This is a genomic window from Dactylosporangium cerinum, assembly GCF_042653625.1.
Lineage (GTDB): Bacteria > Actinomycetota > Actinomycetes > Mycobacteriales > Micromonosporaceae > Dactylosporangium > Dactylosporangium cerinum.
The window spans coordinates 1-19961 of record NZ_JBHSIU010000027.1 but is presented as its reverse complement, the minus strand read 5'-3'; the positions used below and the strand labels follow the sequence as shown (position 1 = coordinate 19961).

Here is a 19961-nt window from a genome sequence, read left to right as displayed (position 1 = left end):
AGGCCATGACCGACTTCGACACTCGCGGCGTACCGGTTGTCAAGATCATGATGTTCGGCGACTCGGGCGCCGGCAAATCCACATACTTTCGCGCGTTCGCCGCCTGCGGACAGGAGGTGACGAGCAAGGTCACGTTCCGGCAGGTGAAACTCGACGACGAGCTGCGGCTCAACCGGGAGTGGCGGGCGTTCGTCCGTGGCGCGCAGGCCATGAAGGGCACCTCCGAGACGCCGGAGCCCTATCGCATCGCCGTCCTCGATCGCGGCAAGCTGGTCATGATTCTCGAGATCATCGACTTCCGGGGCGCCGTCACCACGCTGCCGGTCGTGGGTAGCGCGCCCGACGTGGCCGAGGCGCGTGCGCACATCCATGAGTCCGACATCTTCCTTTTCTGCGTGCCGGGCGACGACGTCGGACGATGGCTGCGCAACCCCGAGCCGGCGACCGCCCTCGACGACGAGCTCGGCGTGCTGCCGATCCGCAGCCACTTCGACCGAGCCAGGGCCGAGCGCGAGGCCCGCGGCCTGCAACCGCCCCTGCTCACCATCGTCATCACCAAGCGCGATCGGCTGACGGCAATCACCGGGCGCCCGGCACACGAGGCCTACCTGCAGTTCGTCGAGCACCTGGACAAGCTGTTCCCGGCGCTGTTCGAGGCGGAGAGCCCGTGGCGGGCCCTCGTGACCGCGGTGCGCATCGCCGAGTTCGACGACGACGGCCGGATCGACCCGGCGTCGGTGCGTCCGGTCAACGTCCTGGCCGCGCCGTTGTTCTGGTACCACCAGCACCTGGCCGCCACCATTGCGCGCCGGCGGACCGGGGTCCGGGAGAAGGAGAACGCCAGCGCCCGGGCGGCCCAGGAGATCGGCCGCATGTCCCGCAACGAGCTGACCAGTTGGTGGTTCGGCGAAGCGATCAAGGGCCGCACCAGCGAACGCGGCCGGCTGCAGGCCGAGATCGGCAGGCTGGGCCGGGACATCGCCGACGACGAGGCGGCCATGCGCCGCCTGGCCGCAGAGCTCGACCTCAACGTCGTCGTGCACCGGGGCAAGCTCTTCCGTCTCGAGGACTTCGCGTGAGCGCCGGCGAGTGGGCGGTGGTGATCACCGCCCGCACGCACACCGACGACACCTGGACCCGGGTGAGCCCCGACGGCACCGTCGACCCGTGGTTGCACGCGGTCGTCGCCGACCTCACCGGCCCCCAGGGCGAGAGGCTCGAGCTGGGTCCGCGGTTCGCCCTGAGCCGCCGCGGCAGCCGCGTGTTCGTCGCCGTGGCCTGCATGGCCCGCGACCTGAGCGCCAACCTGGCGCAGGACCAGCAGAGGCGCGATCTCTACTGCAGCGTCGGCTGGGTCGCCGACGAGCCGTGCGCCGCCCCGTCGTACGGCAGGCTGACGGAGGAGGGCCTGCGGTGGGCGGCGCCCGAGTACGTCCGGTGGCTGACGCCGGACTGGACCTCCTCCGACCCGCTCGGCAAGCCGCACGCGGCGCCGGCTGCGGCATCGCCGTGGACGGCGGAGCCGGTTGCCGGGGTCGCCTTCCCTGAGGTGCCCGCCGGGCACTTCCTGCACATCCCGCCGGGCCGGCTTCCGGACGCCTGGGCGGCCCTGGCGGGTGACTCGGGACGCGACGGCACCGTCGTCGGGACCTACGCCGCGGACGCGGTGCCGGCCCGACGGCCGTCGGTGGCCGACGTCATCGCGGTGACCGGGCTCCGCGAGCCGGCGCTGCACCCGCGGACGGCACCGGCGTTCGGCTCCGGGACGGCGGCGGAGCTGCACCGTCGGCCGGCACCGGGCGACGACGGCCCGCCGCACGGCCGGGACGAACGCAGCGCGGCCGGGCCGGTCCGGCGAGTGCCGGCCCAGCGAATGCCGGCCCAGCGAGTGCCGGGCCGGGTGCCGCGGCCGGCGTTGGTGTGGTGCTGGCTGGCCGACCTGTGGGACGCCCTCGGCGACCGCGTGCCGCAGCGCCCGCCAAACGCCGATCCGGCCGCGAGTCCACCCAGGCACGCGACGCCGTCCGAGCCGGCGGTGCCGTCCGGACCCGACGGTCCCGGGCGCACGCTCGACGACTTCCAGGCCCGCCCACTCACCACCGGAGGCGACGCATGACATCGACCACCCGCCCGGCGCCGCCGGACCTCGACGCGGCAGCGGGCGACCTAGCCGGCATCGCCTCGGTCACGCTCGCACCGGCAGACGCGACCGAGGTGCGCAGCGCCATCAATCTGGTGACCCGACGGTCGGACGCCGCGCGGCTCGTCGCATGGATCATCGGCTACAGCGGCGCCGGCAAGTCCAGCCTCATCAACGACTACCTCGGCGAGCCCCTGCTGCCGACCGGCGTGGGCGAGACGACCGCGGTGCCGGTGACGATCGTCCACGGTCCGGTGCTGCGAGCGTTCGTAGTGACCAAGGACGACACGACGACGGAGATCGACAAGGGCGACATCCACCGGTACGCCGCATACACGGACGACGGCACCGTGATGCCAGACGTGATCTCTCTCGTCATCGAGCACCCGGCGATGCCGCCGCATCTCGTGCTCATCGACGGGCCGGGCTACGACGGGCTGCTGACCCCGGCGCTCGGCGCCGGCATCCGGCACCGCCCCGACGTCGTGGTCCCCGTCTTCCGCGCCGACACCGAGCTGCGCGAATCCGAGGTAGCGGCCATTGCCGCGTCCACCCGCGACGTCGAGCATGTCGTCTTCGTCGGCACCCACACCGACGTGTGCCCGGACTCGCGGGTGGTCATCGACCGAAGTCGAGAGGTGGTCGCAGCCTCGGGGCTCGACGTCAATGCCCGTTGGTTCGTCAACGCCGTCGAACCGCCGGACGACTCGTGCGGCAACCTCGCTCAGCTCAGGGCGCTGCTCGCGACCGAACTGCCGGGCGAGGCGGCCCGGCTGCGCGCCGCCAACGTCGCCAAGGGGCTCCGGTCGATCGCGCGGTACGTCGAAGCCGGCTGCCGGGCCCGCCTGGCTCTGCTCGACCCGTCGACGTCCGCCGCACAGCGGCGGGCCACCCTCGCCGTGGAGGCGAGCGCCCTGGACGTGCTCCGGCGGCGGGTCGCCCGGGCCCACCGGCGGGAGGTCGGCCTGCTGCGCGGCCGTCTCGTGCAGTTGCTGCAGGACGGCGTCCGCCGGATCCGGCACACCGCCGACGTCCGGCTCGCCCAGCCCGATCTGCCGCAGCTTGAGGCCGTCGCGGACGAGATCGAGGCCGGGTTGCTCGAGCTGTGGGCCGAGCTGGTCGCCGCGGCGCCACGCGAGGGAGCGAACACGGTCACGACGCTCACCAGAATGGCGGGCACGACCGGCGGTGGCTGGACACCCGAGGACTTCGCGGAGATCAACGCGACCGCGCTGGCGGTGGTCAGCAGCCGCAACTACGCCTCGCCGGCCGTCGACGTCCTCGAGTTCGTCTCCCCGAGCCTGTTCACGCTGTGCTACCGCAAGATACTGGCGTTGACCGGGTCGCCGACGATCGCGCTGGCCGCCGCCATCGCGGTGGCGGCGGCCATCCTGCGCCGCCGCCGCTACCGCCTGGCCGTCAACACGCTGCGCCGCGACGTGACCCAGAACCTGGGCCTGCGCCTGGACCACGTGCAGGCGCAGGCCGTCCGCGCGATCGACGCCTTCGTCGAGGCCGTCGCCGAGCACGTCACCGAGGCCGTCGAACGTGCCCTCGACGCCCGCGCCGCCGACATCACCGCCCGCCGCGAGCTCGTGGACCGGGTGTCGCGCGACGAGGAGCGTGTCGCCGCGCCGGCGCGCGCCCTGCTCCAGGACCGGCTCGTGGCCCTGCGCGAACTCCAGCGGCGGCTGCGATGACCACGGAGGCGGTCGCCGCGGCGACGACCGTCCAGGCGGTCGCCGCGGCGACGACCGTCCAGGCGGTCGCCGTCCGCCTGGCTCGTCTGCTCGAGGACATCGGGCTCGGACTCAACCCCGGCGAGCTGCGCATCGCCTGCCTGGACCTGGCGCGGCACCTCGCGGACGACACGCCGCTGCTCGGCATCGCCGGGCGGCTCAACGTAGGCAAGTCGACGCTCAGCAACGCCCTGACCGGCGGCAGGGCGCCGACCGCGCCGACGGAGTGCACCGTCGAGCCGCGCCGCTATCGCCCGGTGGATGAGCACCTGGCCGGGCCGTCGCTGCGGTGCGCCACGATCGACACTCCCGGCGCCGACTCGGTCAACCGGCGCGGGCCGGCCGCTCTGGCCGGGCTGGCCCCGGCGGACATCGCCGTGTACGTCGTGGTGACGCCCACGGTCCGGGACGTGACCTTCCTGGCGTCGTTCGCGCCGACCCGGCTTTTCTCCCCGGCCAACACCGTGGTCGTGGTGAACCGACTTGACGAGCGGGTCCGCCCCGGACAGGACCCCACGCCGGCGGCGGCGGAGGCCATCGCGGGGTATCGCCGGACGCCGCAGCTCCGGCCGTTCACGATCCTGCCGATCATCGCCCTGCTCGCCGAGACCCACGCGACCCGGCGGTTCACCGCCGCGGACCTGGCCGGGCTCCATGACGCCGGGGGCACCGAACGGCGGTGGCGGCTCCTCGGCCCGTACGGCGCCCACGCCCTACCCGCCGCCGGGCCGCCCGACCTTGCGACCGCCTACGACCACATCGAGGCCATGTCGTTCCTCCCGGGGCTGCGCGCCCGTCTCGCCGCTCTGGGTGCCCAGCAGGCGACCTTCCGCTGCGTCAACGTGGTGCGCCGCGCCGAACGGCTGGTCGAGACCGTCGCAGCGGGCAACCGCGCCGAGGTGGAGGCGCTGCGCGCGATCGACGATTGGCTGACCCGCACCCGCCGGCGCTGCCCGCCGCTGATGCTGCACGACGTCGCGAACGCCCTCGCGGGCCTGGCCGGTCGCACCGGACCCGCGGGGGCGCCGACCGCCGCCGATCAATGCCTGGCCGCATACGAACGGGCCGGCGTCCGGCTCGCGGGCGGCGAGCCGCCTGACGCGGAGATCGAGCTGCTCCGCGCGGCCGGGCGCAGCGGCGATCGGTTGGTCGCGACGTCCGGCACGACCCTCCGGCACCACCTGATCCTGCGGCGCGCCGCACTCACCGACGAAGGAGCACCAACATGAGCGTCGACGACCAGCCCTACAGCACCGGCGGATCGTCCTACCAGGACGACTACTCCTACAGCAGTTCCGGCACCGGCGGCTCCTCCTATCAGGACGACCACGCGTACAGCAGCGCCGGCTCCGGCGGATCGTCCAACCACGACGACTACACGCACAGCAGCTCCAACACCGGCGGGTCCTCCAACTACCACGACTACACGCACATCGGCGGCACCAGCGGATCGTCCAACCACGACGACCAAGCGCACGGCGGCGCCGGCACCGGCGGGGCGAGCCGGCCGGTCGACGAGGCCGTCCAGGCGACTGGCCGGGGCGGCCCGGACGCGTCGGAGACGTGGCACATCTCGGCGCGGTACGACCCGACGACCACCCACGTCGGGCACGGCTGGGTGATGATCGAGGCTCCCGACGGCCACCGCGCCGACGTCGGGTACTACCCGCAGACGGGCGCAGGCACCCTGGCGACCGTCACCGGCACGGGCGGGCAAATTCACGAGCAGGACCTGACCCACGCGCGGGAGGCCAGCCACGGCTTCACCTATGAGGTCAGCCGCGACCAGGCGCTCGCCGCCATGGAGGTGCTCAAGGGGTACGAGGAGAGCAGCAACAGATTCAGTACCTTCGACACCTTCGGCCACAACTGCGTCGCGGTCGCCGCGGAGGTGATGGGGGCGGCCGGGATCGCGATTCCTGCCCACTTCGGTCCGGGGATCACCGCCGACGACCTGCTCGACACCCCGGCCGGCGCCGCGGCGAACCAGGCGTATCACAGTTCCGGCGCGGCGGGCCTCCCCGGGCCGGGCGTCGAGACCACCCTCGACGACCTGCTCAACCATGCCCGCGGCGGGCTGTGATCCAGGTTGGCCGGTATACCCTGACGGCACCTGGAGGCCGATGGCAGGGAGGGGAGGACAGCTATGCCAGTCCCTGAGGTGCCGCGGATCCTCGACGAGCTGCGGCGGCTCGTCGAGGCGGAGTCGAAGAGCGGGGACCTCCCGGCCCTCATGGCCTGCGCCGACGTCCTCGCCGAGGTCGGCACCGACATCCTGGGCGGCATCGCGCCCCGCTCGCTGCCCACCCCCCGCGGCCCGGTCCTGCAATGGCGGTTCGGGCCGGGGCCGGTCCGGGTGGGCCTGGTCGGGCACTACGACACCGTCCACCCGGTCGGGTCGATCGAGCGGATCCCGTTCCGGGTCGACGGCGACACGGCGTTCGGGCCGGGGACCTTCGACATGAAGGCCGGGCTGCTCGTCATGCTGTACGCCGCCCGGGCGATGCTCGACCAGGACCCGGGCGGGCTGGACGGGGTCGTGCTGCACTGCTGCCCGGACGAGGAGGTCGGCTCGCCGGCCTCGAAGGTCCTGCTGCAGGAGGCGGTCAACGAAGGGCTGCGCGCGGCGCTGGTCTACGAAGGGGCGGCGCCCGGCGGCGGGATCTACGAGTCTCGGCGTGGCGGGCTGTGGCTCGACGCCGTGTTCAGCGGTCGGGACGCGCATGCCTCCCGGGCGTACGAGGGAGCCAACGCGCTGCACGCACTCGTCGATTTCGCCGGTCGGATGCTCGAGCTGGCGGCGCCGGAGGTGGGCACGACCGTGACCGCAACCGAGGCCGAGGCCGGGACCGCGATCAATACGGCACCCGGGCGCGCCCGGCTGACCGTCGACAGCCGCTGCACGACGCTCGCCGAGCAGCTGCGGATCCGCGACGCCCTGACGACGATGGGCTCCAACGTCGCGGGGGTGACCACCCAGGTGTCGATCATCCAGCAGGTGCCGCCGTTCGAGCTCGGCCGGTCGCAGCCGGCGCTGGAGGTGATCCGGGAGGGGCTGAACCTGGCCGGCGTCCCGTGGCCGGGCGTCGCCAGTGGGATGGGCATCTCCGACGCCAATCACCTGTCGCTGATGGGCGTCGCGGTGGTCGACGGGCTCGGCCCGGTGGGCGGCGAGGACCACTCACCGGCCGAGTGGGTCTCGGTGTCGAGCATCGTGGAGCGCATCGAGCTGTCCCGGATCTGCGTCACCGCGCTGCGCAAGGCGTTCGGCTGACGGTTTCGCGACGCCCGGGGCGGTCAGCCGGTCTCGCCGTTGATGGCGAACAGGCGCTTCTGAAGTTCCCCGAAGCCCGCCTTGTCGTGCTGGTTCAGCCGGCGCCAGCCGTCGGTCAGGATCTGGTGCATGCCCTCGACTGTGTCGTTGAGGATCTGCCGGTTCGGTGAGACCCAGCCGTCCCCGCCGTGCAGCAGGTGGTGGCGCTGCTCGGCAGTGGCGTCGTCGGGAATGTGCGCGGGCACGTAGATCCGGGCCCGGGTCGGCGCCCCGTCCAAGGTGATGTCGGCGACGTCGGCGCGGTATCCGCGGCCACGCTCCTCGGCATCGAGCAGGACGCGCTGGTGCTCGGGGATCCGCAGGACCACCACCGTCTCTCCACGCGACCGGGTGGAGCGCATCACACCCATCGCGCAACTGCGGGGGTCGTGCAGTTCCGGCGGCGCGTAGAAGGTCCGGGTCCAGCCGTGCAGCGTCACAATCCCGGCCGGCTGCGCGCCGGGCGTGGTCCGCCGGTTGTAGTTCTTGTTCATGTGGTCGCCGTAGGCGACGACGAGCTCACTCTGCCCCAGCCGTTCTATGCCGTCCGCGTCCAGTTCCTCGAGGTGCTCGCCGGGAGCGAAGTGCTTGGCGAGGCTGTTGGCGAACTCGGCGTTGCCCCGGACGATCTCGGCGGTGACGAACCGCGTCCCGTCCCACGCGTCGGTCTCGAAGAGCAGCACGACGACGGCGTCGCCGCCCGGGTCGATGATGCAGGCGTCGAGCGGCCACGACGTCGAGGCGAGCAGGACCCGGTATCGCTCGCCGTTCTCCACCTTGAGCTGCTTCAACATTTTCGCCCAGGCCGGGTCGACGACCGGGCTCGTCTGGATCCGCACGATCTCGACGCCCCGGTCCAGCGCTTCCCGCTCCGCCCGTTCGAGGTCGTCGAAGTATCGCCCCGGCGGCCGCAGGCTGCCCGTGCCCGACCGGTAGATGTGCAACTTCGCAGCGGCGGTCGCCGCGACGAGCTGAGCGTGGAACGCCTCGATGTCCTTGATGTGCTGCGTGTCGCTGTGCGCCGGGGGCGGCGCCTGCACCGGCGTGACGAACAGGGCGGTGTACCAAGCCCGCCACGCATTGATGTCGAGGTCCTGCGGATCGATGTCCGTCCGGGGCCGCTTCGACAGGGCCCTCCTGGCCGCTTCGATGAAGCTCTCCAGCGTGCGCAACTGAGGTCTGGTCCTGCCGTTGCGCAGGTTCGACAACGTGCCGGCGCTGAGCTCGTTAAAGTCCGAGGGCCGGAACATCCGGTAGATCCGATTGATCTCCGCACGGAACTGTTCCTCGTTGCCATCGCGCGGGGTGGTGCTCACGCGGCCTCCCTCAGGTCGCACGGGTCACTCACCGCGCCATGCTACGCCCACGACCGCCGGGTGGACGAGATCGGGCGTCCACCGGGGCCGGCCGCCGCCGGGTCCGGCGGCGGGAGGGTTCGCGCCGGGCAGGCGGCCCCGAACGAGGCCCGGTCGGTGAGGGTGAACCGGCAGCCGAAGTCGGCGGCGACGGTGCGGCGGTCCATGATCGCGTGGCCTGCCGGCCGGTGTCCGGTGCGCACCCAGGTGACCAGGTCGTCGAAGCCCTGGGCGAGCACGGGGCCGGTGAAACGTCGACCGCGACGTAGGTGTGCCAGGCAGCGCCGCCGTCCGCCGCGCCGATCGCGGCGACGTCCCGACCGTCGAGCGAGGCGATGCGGTACCCCGAGCCACGTCCGTGAACGTCCAGCCGAACGGCGTCGTTGCGTTGTCTGATCGGATGGCGCAGCGGGCCTGTGTATCCGGCTGTGTCAGATGGCGCCGGCGAGCATCGGGTGGGCTAAGAGCTCAGTTCAGAATGAACTGGCGTGTCGGATTGCCTGATCGGGCAAGGGGATCGATGCTCAGGCGGTGTCTGACACGGTGCTCACGGATGAGCTGTGGTTGCGGAGCCGCTGATCCCGGTGCGGCAGCGACGGTTCCGGTATCCAGGCCCGGCGCGGACGTCGGATCGGGCTGCGCTGGAAGGGATCCTGTTCGCAGCCCGGACCGGCGTCACGTGGAACACGCTGCCGACAGCGGCGTTCGGCGCGTCGGGTGCCACGTGCTGGCGGCGGTTGAAGGAGTGGCACGAGGCCGGCGTCTGGCAGCATCTGCACGAGCTGATCCTGGCCGAGCTCCGCGCCGCGGGCCGGTTGGATCTGTCCGCGGCGCTCGTGGACTCGTCGCACCTGCGGGCACTCGAAGGGGGGACCTCACCGGTCCCAGCCCGGTCGACCGGGGCAAACTGGGCAGCAAGCACCACCTGATCACCGACGCCACCGGCATCCCTCTCACGGTGATCCTGAACGGCGGCAACCGCAACGACATCACCCAACTCCTGCCGCTGCTCGACGCCGTCCCGCCGATCCGCGGCCTGGTCGGCCGGCCGCTACGCAGGCCCCGACGCATCTACGCCGACCGCGGCTACGACTTCGACAAGTACCGCCGCCTCGTCCGGGCCCGCGGCATCACCCCGCACATCGCCCGCCGCAACACCGGCCACGGCCGCCATCGCTGGCCCGTCGAACGCAGCATCGCATGGCTCCATGCTTTCAAGAAGCTCCGACTACGCACCGAACGACGGGCCGACATTCACCAAGCACTCATCAGCCTGGCCTGTTCGGTGATCTGCCTCCGCCAACTCATTCTGAACTGAGCTCTAATACTGCAACGACAGGTTGTGATGATGCCCGCGTCGCTTGTAGTGACTGATCCGGGCACGTGTCTGGCTCGTTCGTCGCCACCTCGACCAGTGCACGACGTGTGCGACGAAGCGCCCAGCGGCGCCGCGATCCGGTTGAACAACCGCCGAATCTCGTTGACTGATAACGGAATCAGCGGTTCGCTGCCACCGTCAGCGGATCCCCTTTTTTGACGGCGTCCCGGGTGATGCGGGCTCGGACGGTGAGAATCAGCTGGTCAAGGGCGCTAAGGTTGCAGAAACAAGGGGTTCCTCGCGCGGTGATCGCCGCAGACTTTCCCGGTCGATCACCAATAGTCTTCCCCATGAGAATCATCCACACGGGACAGCTAGTGGGATCACGGACCGTAGTCAACCTGCTGGGCCGCACGGCCGAGCTGGAGCTGATCGAGGCATTGCTTGCCGAGCACAGCCCGACAGGCCTCTGTCTGCTGTTGCGCGGCGAGCCCGGGATCGGCAAGACATCGCTGCTGGATGCCGCGGCGGTGCGGGCCGAGGCGGCCGGGTTGCGGGTGTTGCACGCTTCGGGGGTGGAGTCCGAGGCGGAGATCAGCTTCTCGGCGCTGCATCAGCTGCTCTATCCGCTGCGTGAGCGTGCCGGCCGGCTGGCCGCGGGCCAGCGTGACGTCGTCGACCGGATTTTCGATCTCGCGCAGGCAGCATCGTTGGATGCGTTGGTGGTCTCGACGGCGGTGCTGGCCCTGCTCGGCGAGGTCGGCGCCGAACGTCGGGTGCTGCTGATAGTCGACGACGTGCAGTGGCTGGACCGCGCCAGCGCGACGGTGCTGGGCTTCGTCGCCCGCCGCCTCGCCGACACCCCGGTGGCGTTCCTTGCCACGGCCCGCACCGGGGCCGTCAGCTGCTTCGACGAGGTCCGCCTACCCCAACTGGATGTCAGACCACTCGACGAGCAGCCAGCGGCCACCCTGCTGGACAGCTGGTATCCGCGGCTGGCACCGTCGGTGCGGCGGCGGCTGCTCGACGAGGCTGCCGGCAATCCCCTCGCGCTGCGCGAGTTGCCCGTGACGCTGACCGACCGGCAGCGCCACGGCCAGGACCCGCTGCCCGTGCTCCTGCCTCTTTCCGGGCGGCTGGAGGCCGCCTTCGCCCCGGCGATCGAGAGCCTGCCCGCACAGACCCGGCACGTGCTGCTGCTGGCCACGCTCGAGCCCGATGCGAGTCTGGCCATGCTCCTGCCGGCCACGGGTCGCGCGGATGTCGATGACCTTGAGTCGGCGCGACAGGCCGGCCTGGTGTTTGCGGATCCGGTCGCCAGCCGTATGTCGTTTCGCCCTCCGATGATCCGCTCGGTGATCGTGCAACTGTCCTCGCCGGCCGAGCGCCGTGCGGTGCACCAAACTCTGGCCGACGTGGCCGACGACCCGTGCCCCCGGGCGTGGCATCTGGCCGAAGCCGCGACCGGCCCGGACGAAGCGGTGGCCCACGCGCTGGAGCAGGCGTTCCTTGCCGAGTTCCGCCGTGGCGGTGCGGCCACCGCGGTGACCGCGCTGGTACGCGCTGCCGAACTGAGCCCGCAACCGGCCGACCGTTCCCGCCGGCTGATCGAGGCCGCGTACCTGGCCAGCAGCACCGGCCCGCTGGACCAGGTGCCCCGACTGCTGGCCGACGCCCGCAAGGCAGATGACGCCCGGCTGGTCTCGGGCACGCGCAGCGGATCAGTCTTCGCCGCCGCTACGGCGACCTACCTGCTTCATGCCGATGGCGATGCCGATGGCGCGTATCGCCTGCTGACCCAGGCGCTCGACGACGCGGCCACCGCCAAGCCCACCAGCGAGTGGATCGACGACCTGCTGTACGCGCTGTTGTTCGTGTGCATCTACGCCGCCCGGCCAATGTTCTGGGACCTGCTGGGAAACGCGCTGGCCCGCTTCGACCCGCAGGCGGCAATGCCCCTGCGGCTGTGCTACGACGCGTTCACCCACTCGGCCCGGACCTCCGCAACGGTGCACGAGGGCCTCGCCCGCGCCTTCGCCGCGCTACCCACCGAAGCGGCACCCCAGTGGCTCATCCCCCTGGCGTTCGCGGCCATGCGGATGGACGCCCTGTCCGACTATCGCCACCTGGTCTGGCACATGATCGAGCGGGAACGCGACGGCGGCGCGATCGTCTTGGCACTCACCGGCTTGCTGCTGCTCACCATCGACTCCTACCACCGCGGGCAGTGGGACGAGGTCGAGACTCTGGCACGTGAGGGGTTGGACCTGGCAGTCGCCAACGGTTATCACCTTCTCAAGGCGCAGCTTCGGATCAGGCAGGCATTAGTTGCGGCCGCTCGCGGCAACGCCGACCTCGCCCAGTCCCTGACCAGCGAGGTCATGACCTGGGCCGAGCCGCGGGGCATCGGGCTGACGCAGGCATTCGCCCGGCAGGTGCGCGCCATCGCGGACCTGGGCCGAGGCGACTACGAAGACGCCTATGCCCAGACCTCCTGGATCGGCCTGCCCGGCATCCCCGGCACCGGCATTCCTGCCCGGTGGATGGTCATGGACCTGGTCGAGGCGGACATGCGGACCGGGCGGGTCGAGGAGGCCCGCGCCCACGTCGCCGCCGCCCAGCAGGCCGGCGTCCCCCGCGTCTCCACCCGCTCGGCGCTGATCACCGCCGGGGCCGCGGCCCTGGCCGCCCCAGACGACCAAGCGGGCGCGTTGTTCGAGGCAGCACTGTCCCTGCCCGACGCCGACCGGTGGCCGTGGGAACACGCACGCGTCCACCTCGCCTACGGGCAATGGCTACGCCGCACCCGCGACACCACCCGCGCCCGGCTGCACCTCCGCGGCGCCATCGAAACCTTCAACCAGCTCCACGCCGAACCGTGGGCGCAACGGGCCCGCGACGAACTCCGCGCCACCGGAGTCGCCACCGCCACCACCAGGCCCGACACCCGCACGCCCGCATTGACCGCGCAGGAGCGGCAGATCGCCACGCTGGCCGCCACCGGCCTGACCAACAAACAGATCGGCCAACAGCTGTTCCTGTCCCACCGCACGGTCGGCGCCCACCTGCACCGGATATTCCCCAAGCTCGGCATCACCTCACGCGCCGCCCTCCGCGCCGCGCTGGAGACAATCACCGTCGACGAGCACGACCAGGCCCCACGGCCGGCGTCCCCCACACCGAAGATCAAGACGGCCAACGAACCCGTTCGACAACGCACCGCTGAGCACCGCCGAATCGCATAACTCCAGACTCGACGTGCTGAAACACCCGCCCTGATTTGCCGCAGGTCTCGCGCGGCCGTCGACATGAAGACGGTCACGCTTCGTGGTGGCGGGTCCGGCGTGTCGAACCACGGCAGCAGCGCTGCTCGTGCCGATGCTCGGACACACGTGATCAAGAGCGCCGCGTTGAGCGTCGGGTGCCTCAGCGGGCGTCGTGATGTTCGGATATCCGTGCCGACCGGCTCTTCGCCGCCGTGCCCGACTGGGGCGGCGACCACCGACGCAAAGCCGAGCCTGCTCGATCTCACGCTGGAGGGCGGTGGTGTGGCAAACTCGCGGCGGTGAGCGACCGCATCGTCTTTCCGGGCAACCCTTGGCCCACCGGACATGCCGTCGAGGATTTGGCGTGGCTGGGGCGGCTCGACCCTGCTGGCCGACTCTGGTTCGACCTACATATCAAGAGCGCCGAGTATTACGCCGAAGACCCCACGTACTGGGACGACGACAGCGACAGCGAAGACGACTGGAACTCGAAGATCGTGTGGGGCAACTACCATGCCTGCACGATCTCGTCGACCTACTGGGGGCATCGGGGTTTCGTCGCGGCCACGGACGCCGAGCCGCTGGCGCTGGACACCCTTGCAGGGCGGACCTTCCACGTCGATCGAGATCCGGACCGGCCGGACGCAGTACCGGACGGCGTGGCCGACGAAGACATCGAAGACGACGACGCCGCGTTCGGGATCTACCTGCTGGGCCACGACGCGGTGGGCGACCACCAGATCAGGTTCGGCGCGCGGCAGGGCCGCACGGTGTTCGCCCTCGACTGGCAGGGGCGGATCGCGCTGCGCTACGCCAACAGCATGGCGCCGTTCCAGTACACCTTCCAGGCGACGATCGGCGCAGTTGCGCTGGACCACGTCGCAGTACCGTCCTCATTGGACGACGGTGCGGCCGAAGCCCTCCTGCGCCGCGTGCTCGTCGACGCCGCGATGTTCGATCTGACTGGAGCGGGCGACCGCCGGCGGTTCGTGGCACGCTGACGCTCGACGCTCACATCGTCGGCACCGGTCCTTTCGACCCAAGAGCACAGTCGGTGCTTGCACGGCGCGATCCCAACGACCTCGGTCAACCCCACCACCCGATCATGAGAGACCTCGGCGCAACGGCAACATCACACCCCGGTGCTTCAGCACGGATCCATGTCGGCATCCGCTCATGTTTGATATGTAGGTGATCGTGCGTCACTAGGCTGTGGCACCGGACCACGATTTGGGAGGCTTGTACGGTGTCTGCGATCGCGTCGTTGTACGTGCTCGATCGAGACCGGGTGGTGGAACTCGCCGGTTTGGTCGGCCAGACGCCGTGGCGGGCCCGATTGACCAGTTCCCGTGCCGACTCCGACCAGAACGCTGCGTTCTTCAACGCGCTGGTTGAGCATGCACGCCCTGTGCAGCCTGGTTATGAGCTTAATGCAACAGCGCCCCTTGCCCGGCCGGGCTGCTGATCGTAATTGAGCTGATTTCATCCTGCGTCGCGCCGCTCCTCGATGAGTTGGAGGAACAAGATGGCGGCGAGGATCGGGGTCGCTCGTTGTGGGCAGCAGTGCAGCTTGGTCAGGATCTTCCAGGTCTTGACAGTCGCGATGGCGCGTTCGCCGATGGCGCGGACCTTGGCGTGCGCGGAGTTGCACTCGCGCATGCGCTTGGGCAGGTTGCGGCCGTAGAACGGTACGGCCACGACCGGACCGGCGCCGCGGTAAGCCTTGTCGGCGAAGGTCGCGACGGCTGCCTTGGTCAATGCGGCGATGATGCCATGGGTGCGGGCGGCCTTCAGGTCGTGGACGGCGCCGGGCAACGCGGGTGAGATCCATATCAGCCGGCCGTGTGGATCGGCGATGACCTGGGCGTTGATGCCGTGGCGGCGGTGTTTGCCGGAGTAGTGACGTCGGTCGGCGCTGCCGGAGAGGCGGTCGATGGGGATCAGCGTGCCGTCCAGGATCGCGAAGGCCAGCTGGCCGATGCGGCGCATCGCCTGCTCCAGCGTGGGTGCCCGGGCGGCGAGCAGGTCCACGGCCTCACGGATGTAGCGCCATGCCGTGGTCGGGCTGATCCCGAAGCCAGCAGCCAGGCGGGTACGGCTGTCGCCGTTGCGCAGATGGGCCAGCACCAGCAGCGCTTGGCGATCGGGCGCCAGGCGGCGCCAGCGGCTGCCCACGATCGTGCGGTGGGTGCGTAGCAGCTGCGACAGGCGGGTCAGGCTGCGGGTGGACAACGGGATCGTGGCAGGATAGGCCAGCACGGAGCTCCTCGGGCGACGACAGATGTCTTGGTCGACTCAGTCATCTACCAGGAGCTTCGTCCATTCTGGACGATCGACACGCGGCGTGTTCGATCACGGCCGGGACGAGCAGGAGTGTCGAGGATGGCCCGCACCTGGCTGTCGATTCGGGTGGAGTTGGTTGGTGGTCGAGGGGTCGATTTCTGGCCGCGGCCGGGCCGGATCTTCGCGGCGGCCCGGTCTCACTCGTTCGGCCAGCTCGCCGGGGCGATCGACCTGGCCTTCGCACGGTGGGACCTGGCCCACATGCACATGTTCACCCTCGCCACCGGCGCGGAGATCACCGCCCTCGATCAGTGGGACGGCGAGGCACCCGGGGGCAGCCTCGACAGCGACGCCACCAAGCTGAGCCGGCTCACCCCCGGTGAACAGTTCGCCTACCTGTTCGACTTCGGCGACGACTGAGCCCATCTGTGCACCGTCGCCGCGCAACGCATCGATCCGCTCGACGAACTCGGCATCGTCCCACCACAACCGCTGCCGTACTTCGGATGGGGCGATCTCCCCGACCAGTACGGACGCCGCTGGGACACCGACGACGGCGAATCACCCGAACCCAAACGACCGGCACGCCTTCTGACCGACCTGCCGCCGATCCTGCCCTGGTGGGGACCACGCCAACGAGGATGAAATCAGCTCATTGTGCCGTTCAACGCTTCGACCCGGTCGGTAAGTCCGATGAGGCCGGTACCACGTGCCGGATCAGCGCCACCCACGCCGTCGTCTGCGATTGACAGGTGCGGGCGACCATCAAGTACCGCCACGTCGATGCGCATGAGCGAAGTGTGCGGATGTTTGGTGGGGTTCGCAAGCGCTTCGGCGACGATGTAGTACGCCGCCATCTCGACGGGCTCGGCGAGCCGGCCGTTGAGGTGGAGGTCGAGGTCTATTGCGACGGCGGAACGGCGGGCCAGCGCATTGAGTGCGGGCCGCAGGCCGCCCTCGGACAGGATCGCTGCGGCCCGCAGTACCAATGCGGTCAAATGACCCATGCCCGGGTAGTCACGGCGATCGCACGCTTCTCTTGTCAGGCCAGGAGCTGGCCAGGAACTGCTGCCGTTCACTCGGCGGCTGCCGGATTGGAGTTGCGATGACCACGATGTCGAAGACCGTTGCCGTACCAGCGCCGAAGCGTGCCTCGCATGCCTTCGCACCTACCGCGCCGAAGCCGGCCTTGGCGCCGCGTCGCAGCCCGGCGGCGGCGCGGAGGCCGGCCGTGGTCGCTGGCGGGATCGTCGATGGCGAGGACATCATGGTGCCCGGTGGCCCGGCCGGCCAGACCTGGCTGCGGCTGTTCCGGCCGCTCGGCGTGCCCGGACCGCTGCCCGTCGTAATCTACGTGCACGGCGGCGATGCGGCATTCAGCGACGCCGACACCCACCGGCAGGCTTTCAGAATGGCGGCGGCGGTGCAGGCGGCGGTCGTCGTCGTCGACTACGCCCTTTCCCCGAACGCCCGCATTCCGGTAGCGGTCGAGGAGAACTACGTCGCCGCAACATGGATTGCCCAGCACGGTGGCGAGCACGGTCTGGACGGCACCCGTATCGCCGTCGGCTCGGACTCCTCCGGCGTCGACATGGCCAACGAACTGATGCTCATGACGGACGCGCGGGGCGGGCCGGACCTGGCCGCACACGTGCTGTGGTCGTCACGAGCGACGGCGGTACTTCGAGCGGCGCTCGCCGCGTGAGCCGAGCGGCACAGTTGCGTTGCGGAACCGGCGGACGTGTTGGGAATCCGTGTCGAATGGGCAGTGTCTGGAGTGGTCGCTGGTCCACGAACTGTGCATTTGATCCAGGCACGTGAACGACGCGGCGCCCGCGGTCACCGGGCCCGAGTCCTGGACCCGCGAACAGGCCGAGGAGCGCCGGCAGGGCCCGGTCGCCCTGGACCCGGGCCAGGTGCCTCTGTGGTGCCGCCGCAGGCGGGTTCCCCGCCGATGGACGGCAGCGACCCGATGACGAGGACAGCGCGCGGCCGCGACCGAGGCCGCCTCGACGGAGCGGTTCCTGGAGTTCGCTGAGACCTGGGGATCGAGGTATCCGGCGACGATCATGGCATCCGCTCATCCCGCAAACAAGGCGCGCCCATCTCCAACACCCGTCACCGTGCGTAAGCGGTGCGCGGCCGACGATACGTGAGCTGGCCCTCGCCGCAGGGTGGCGCTCAAACTCGCGAACATCGGCAGCGGCGAGATCCCGATGGTCCCGAAACTCGGCGACATCTGGTGCCGGAACTCGGCTCTGGCGCAATCTCCGTGAATGATCATTACCGGCGCGCGAGGCGTCGTTCGCCACTGGCCCCTTGAGCGTAGACGAGGTTGTAGTGCGCGAAGATCCCCGCTTCGTCGCTGGCTGGGAGTTCTCCATCGGTATCGATCGACGGAGCGGCCTTGACCTGACTCTTGAGGTACCTCACTTTGAGGTAGCCGGGACCGACGGTGGCGTCGGTCAACGGCACGAACACCAAGCGGTGCCGTGTCGGCAGTCCCACTGTGACTGTGGCGAACGAGGGCTGATCGGTGGAGGTGTCGACATAGATCGACTCCAGCGTGCCGACCTTATGGCCGTCGGTGTCAACGACATCGTGGCCGAGCCACTCTCGGACATCCCCTGCCTGAAACACTCCGGCCTCCGATGCTCATCCCTCAATACAGCGGGTCAGGCGGCTGCCCGGACCAGCTACTGCCCGCGGAGTTCCCGCACTTCGTCTGGGCACTACCCATAGAAGCGTCGAATCCACGTTGCAGCACCTGTGCCATTTCTCCAGCGATGCGATAGTTTCCAAGATCAGGTGCACGCATGCCGCTGGTCTCGCGCGGCGGCGGCACCGTGGTCGTCACAGCGAGCGCCGCGCCCCGGCGACGCTTCCTGTCTTGGCCGATGAGCGGGCACCTGTGCTTGTGGTCGAGGCATCCGGGGCTAGCCCTGTTAGGGTTTCTCGGCATGACCAGCCTGCTGCGGCGCTCGTGCCGGTGACGGCGAGCCGTGTCCTTCCACGCCTATGGGCCGTCCGGTGACGACTTGGCCCTCCTCGACGACCTTCGCCGGGGTGACGACCGTCCTCAGGGTCCTGACGAGCCGTTCTGGCGTGCGCCGTACTCGTTTCTGTGGTCGGCGTTGTACTGCGGCGGAAACCTGACTCCGGCCACCGTCGAGGGAGTGCGGTACCTCGTCCGGACGATCGGAGAGCCCGAGTTCGGCGGCGAGGACCCGACGCTGCGCAGTGCGGCCATTTGGTTCTTGCGTGAGGTCGCCCGTGAAGTGCTCGCGGGCATCGACCGCGCGACAGCGTCCCGGCGTGACGCGCCCGACGTGCGTGAGTGGCTGACCAGGTATTTGTGCGAACGCCGTTTCGTCCTGGACTGGACAGACGCCGACGCGCCGGGTGAGGTGCTGCTGGCTGCGGCGCGCGTGGACTGTTTCGACCTGCTGCCCGAGGTTTACGCGACGATCGAGCCACTGTTGAGCGCCCAGGCGCCGGCACTGCGGGGTTGTGCGGCCTTGACTGCCGCGACGTTGAGCGGCCACCCCGACCTGGTGGTGCATCGGCCTCGGCTGCTGGCGTACCACTTGGCGGAGTGCGCCTCGGCCGACGCGCACCATCGCGCCTCGATGCTGTTGGGCGCCGGTGAACTGGGCGGGGCACCGCGTGCGTGGCTGCGCGACCCGCATCCGGGTGTGCGGGTGTGCGCCGCGCTTGCTCCGGCGTTTGCCGACGATCCCGAGGCGAACACCGTGCTGCTGGCCGAGGCGTCCAGGAATCCGGCCGTCATCGGCATGCAGGGGTTCGAGGGCATGATGGGGCTCTCGGCCCTGCCGTACCCGGAAGCCGCGCTCGCCGAACGGCTGTGCGCGGCCGTCCGTGACGTCGACCGCCTCCTGCCGGCGGCGATCGTCGCGGTGCCGTCTGCCCCGACGTATCTCGATGTCGGCGAGCAACGCCGGGTGTTCGGCGCGCTGGCCGAGCCGTACCTGCGTGTGGTCTTCCCAGACGGACTGCCGTCGCCGGCGGCGGCCACGCCCGTCCAGCGCCGATTCGCCGAGACGGTCGCCCGGCACGCGCCCTTCCGCGAGTCTGACATCCGGGCGCTGTCGTCCTTGGGCCGCCACCTCGAAGCCTGGGATGGGACATTTTCACGGCTCGGCCTGCCCAACGACCGGCCTTCGTGGCAGGCCGTGGCTGGCGTTGCCTGAGCCGGTTCCAAGCGCCGGTCAGCAGCGGCGGGCATACCTTCGGACGCCGGCGTTGTGCGCCGGCTACAGCAGCACGCGGAGAGGTCGCCCGAGTCAGGCCTACCAGTTCGTCAGTCTGAGCCCGGCTTTGTCGGTGAGAACGGGGCTCTGGCCCACACTTTTGTGAAGCCAGGCCGTAGGCTACCAACGGCTACCTGAGGGCCGAGCGTCGGACTGCACGAACAGCGCCGGCTTCGACGGCGCCCACATGGTCGCAGTGATCATTCACGGAGATGATGCTGTTGGTGATCTTGGTTGTTTGGCCGGTTCGGGGCGCGTCGCTGCCGAAGCTGAAGG

At 70.3% G+C, this 19961-nt stretch carries 18 protein-coding genes; 13 read left to right on the top strand and 5 right to left on the bottom strand.

Annotation, left to right across the window (positions count from 1 at the left end):
* The first annotated feature begins 5 nt into the window (after nt 1–5).
* The 6 genes from ACFPIJ_RS22265 (at nt 6) to ACFPIJ_RS22240 (ending at nt 7153) form a co-directional block, all read left to right on the top strand.
* Entirely contained in the window at nt 6–1079 is a 1074-nt protein-coding gene (locus tag ACFPIJ_RS22265) for a hypothetical protein (RefSeq protein ID WP_380117100.1), read from the top strand.
* Nucleotides 1076–2116, top strand: coding sequence for a hypothetical protein (locus ACFPIJ_RS22260; RefSeq protein WP_380117099.1), 1041 nt, complete (start codon nt 1076–1078; stop codon nt 2114–2116). Before ACFPIJ_RS22265 ends, ACFPIJ_RS22260 begins: the two co-directional genes overlap by 4 nt.
* Nucleotides 2113–3840 carry a dynamin family protein gene (locus ACFPIJ_RS22255; RefSeq protein ID WP_380117098.1) on the top strand — a complete coding sequence of 576 codons (1728 nt, stop codon included), beginning with the start codon at nt 2113–2115 and terminating at the stop codon, nt 3838–3840. The genes ACFPIJ_RS22260 and ACFPIJ_RS22255 overlap by 4 nt, the downstream gene beginning before the upstream one ends.
* Nucleotides 3837–5108, top strand: coding sequence for a GTPase domain-containing protein (locus tag ACFPIJ_RS22250; protein ID WP_380117097.1), 1272 nt, complete (start codon nt 3837–3839; stop codon nt 5106–5108). The genes ACFPIJ_RS22255 and ACFPIJ_RS22250 overlap by 4 nt, the downstream gene beginning before the upstream one ends.
* Nucleotides 5105–5962, top strand: a complete 858-nt coding sequence (locus ACFPIJ_RS22245) for a hypothetical protein (RefSeq protein ID WP_380117096.1) — start codon at nt 5105–5107, stop codon at nt 5960–5962. Before ACFPIJ_RS22250 ends, ACFPIJ_RS22245 begins: the two co-directional genes overlap by 4 nt.
* Before the next feature lie 63 nt (nt 5963–6025).
* Nucleotides 6026–7153, top strand: a complete 1128-nt coding sequence (locus ACFPIJ_RS22240; RefSeq protein WP_380117095.1) for a M20/M25/M40 family metallo-hydrolase — start codon at nt 6026–6028, stop codon at nt 7151–7153.
* Nucleotides 7154–7176: 23 nt separating this feature from the next.
* Here the strand turns inward: ACFPIJ_RS22240 and ACFPIJ_RS22235 are convergent, their stop codons facing one another.
* Nucleotides 7177–8508 (bottom strand): hypothetical protein, encoded by a 1332-nt coding sequence (locus ACFPIJ_RS22235; protein ID WP_380117094.1) that lies wholly within the window; start codon nt 8506–8508, stop codon nt 7177–7179.
* Nucleotides 8509–8549: 41 nt separating this feature from the next.
* Complete coding sequence (locus ACFPIJ_RS22230; RefSeq protein ID WP_380117093.1) at nt 8550–8786, bottom strand: hypothetical protein; 237 nt, start codon at nt 8784–8786, stop codon at nt 8550–8552.
* 321 nt (nt 8787–9107) lie between these two features.
* Here ACFPIJ_RS22230 and ACFPIJ_RS22225 point away from each other — a divergent pair.
* From ACFPIJ_RS22225 to ACFPIJ_RS22210, 4 genes are all read left to right on the top strand, one after another.
* Nucleotides 9108–9865 (top strand): IS5 family transposase gene (locus ACFPIJ_RS22225; RefSeq protein ID WP_380117092.1). Its coding sequence is split into 2 segments (ribosomal slippage): nt 9108–9411 and nt 9411–9865, totalling 759 coding nucleotides; the frame shifts between segments, so codons are not numbered across the junction.
* Between the two features lie 305 nt (nt 9866–10170).
* Nucleotides 10171–13110: an ATP-binding protein gene (locus tag ACFPIJ_RS22220; RefSeq protein WP_380117091.1), complete on the top strand. Its 2940-nt coding sequence runs from the start codon at nt 10171–10173 to the stop codon at nt 13108–13110.
* 320 nt (nt 13111–13430) lie between these two features.
* Nucleotides 13431–14132: a hypothetical protein gene (locus ACFPIJ_RS22215; RefSeq protein ID WP_380117090.1), complete on the top strand. Its 702-nt coding sequence runs from the start codon at nt 13431–13433 to the stop codon at nt 14130–14132.
* Nucleotides 14133–14377: 245 nt separating this feature from the next.
* On the top strand, nt 14378–14596 hold the full coding sequence (locus ACFPIJ_RS22210; RefSeq protein WP_380117089.1) for a hypothetical protein: 219 nt from the start codon (nt 14378–14380) through the stop codon (nt 14594–14596).
* Nucleotides 14597–14613: 17 nt separating this feature from the next.
* Here ACFPIJ_RS22210 and ACFPIJ_RS22205 read toward each other — a convergent pair whose 3' ends face one another.
* On the bottom strand, nt 14614–15390 hold the full coding sequence (locus ACFPIJ_RS22205) for a transposase family protein (RefSeq protein WP_380117088.1): 777 nt from the start codon (nt 15388–15390) through the stop codon (nt 14614–14616).
* Between the two features lie 123 nt (nt 15391–15513).
* Here ACFPIJ_RS22205 and ACFPIJ_RS22200 point away from each other — a divergent pair, with 123 nt between their 5' ends.
* Complete coding sequence (locus ACFPIJ_RS22200) at nt 15514–15834, top strand: IS1096 element passenger TnpR family protein (RefSeq protein ID WP_380117087.1); 321 nt, start codon at nt 15514–15516, stop codon at nt 15832–15834.
* Between the two features lie 227 nt (nt 15835–16061).
* Here the strand turns inward: ACFPIJ_RS22200 and ACFPIJ_RS22195 are convergent, their stop codons facing one another.
* Nucleotides 16062–16421 carry a sensor histidine kinase gene (locus ACFPIJ_RS22195; RefSeq protein ID WP_380117086.1) on the bottom strand — a complete coding sequence of 120 codons (360 nt, stop codon included), beginning with the start codon at nt 16419–16421 and terminating at the stop codon, nt 16062–16064.
* A 98-nt stretch (nt 16422–16519) separates the two neighbouring features.
* Between ACFPIJ_RS22195 and ACFPIJ_RS22190 the strand changes: the two genes are divergently transcribed.
* Nucleotides 16520–17119 carry an alpha/beta hydrolase fold domain-containing protein gene (locus ACFPIJ_RS22190; RefSeq protein ID WP_380117085.1) on the top strand — a complete coding sequence of 200 codons (600 nt, stop codon included), beginning with the start codon at nt 16520–16522 and terminating at the stop codon, nt 17117–17119.
* Between the two features lie 578 nt (nt 17120–17697).
* Here ACFPIJ_RS22190 and ACFPIJ_RS22185 read toward each other — a convergent pair.
* Nucleotides 17698–18054, bottom strand: a complete 357-nt coding sequence (locus ACFPIJ_RS22185; RefSeq protein ID WP_203854158.1) for a PRC-barrel domain-containing protein — start codon at nt 18052–18054, stop codon at nt 17698–17700.
* A gap of 398 nt (nt 18055–18452) precedes the next feature.
* Between ACFPIJ_RS22185 and ACFPIJ_RS22180 the strand changes: the two genes are divergently transcribed.
* The gene (locus ACFPIJ_RS22180) at nt 18453–19625 is read left to right on the top strand and encodes a hypothetical protein (RefSeq protein ID WP_380117084.1); all 1173 of its coding nucleotides are present in this window, start codon (nt 18453–18455) and stop codon (nt 19623–19625) included.
* Nucleotides 19626–19961 lie beyond the last annotated feature (336 nt).

What these genes read in the sequence shown, in the direction of transcription:
- ACFPIJ_RS22255 (WP_380117098.1), top strand. Translation starts at nt 2,113, where the DNA reads ATGACATCGACCACCCGCCCGGCGCCGCCGGACCTCGACGCGGCAGCG.
- ACFPIJ_RS22265 (WP_380117100.1), top strand. Translation starts at nt 6, where the DNA reads ATGACCGACTTCGACACTCGCGGCGTACCGGTTGTCAAGATCATGATG.
- ACFPIJ_RS22190 (WP_380117085.1), top strand. Translation starts at nt 16,520, where the DNA reads ATGACCACGATGTCGAAGACCGTTGCCGTACCAGCGCCGAAGCGTGCC.
- ACFPIJ_RS22250 (WP_380117097.1), top strand. Translation starts at nt 3,837, where the DNA reads ATGACCACGGAGGCGGTCGCCGCGGCGACGACCGTCCAGGCGGTCGCC.
- ACFPIJ_RS22240 (WP_380117095.1), top strand. Translation starts at nt 6,026, where the DNA reads ATGCCAGTCCCTGAGGTGCCGCGGATCCTCGACGAGCTGCGGCGGCTC.
- ACFPIJ_RS22195 (WP_380117086.1), bottom strand. Translation starts at nt 16,421, where the DNA reads ATGGGTCATTTGACCGCATTGGTACTGCGGGCCGCAGCGATCCTGTCC.
- ACFPIJ_RS22200 (WP_380117087.1), top strand. Translation starts at nt 15,514, where the DNA reads ATGGCCCGCACCTGGCTGTCGATTCGGGTGGAGTTGGTTGGTGGTCGA.
- ACFPIJ_RS22245 (WP_380117096.1), top strand. Translation starts at nt 5,105, where the DNA reads ATGAGCGTCGACGACCAGCCCTACAGCACCGGCGGATCGTCCTACCAG.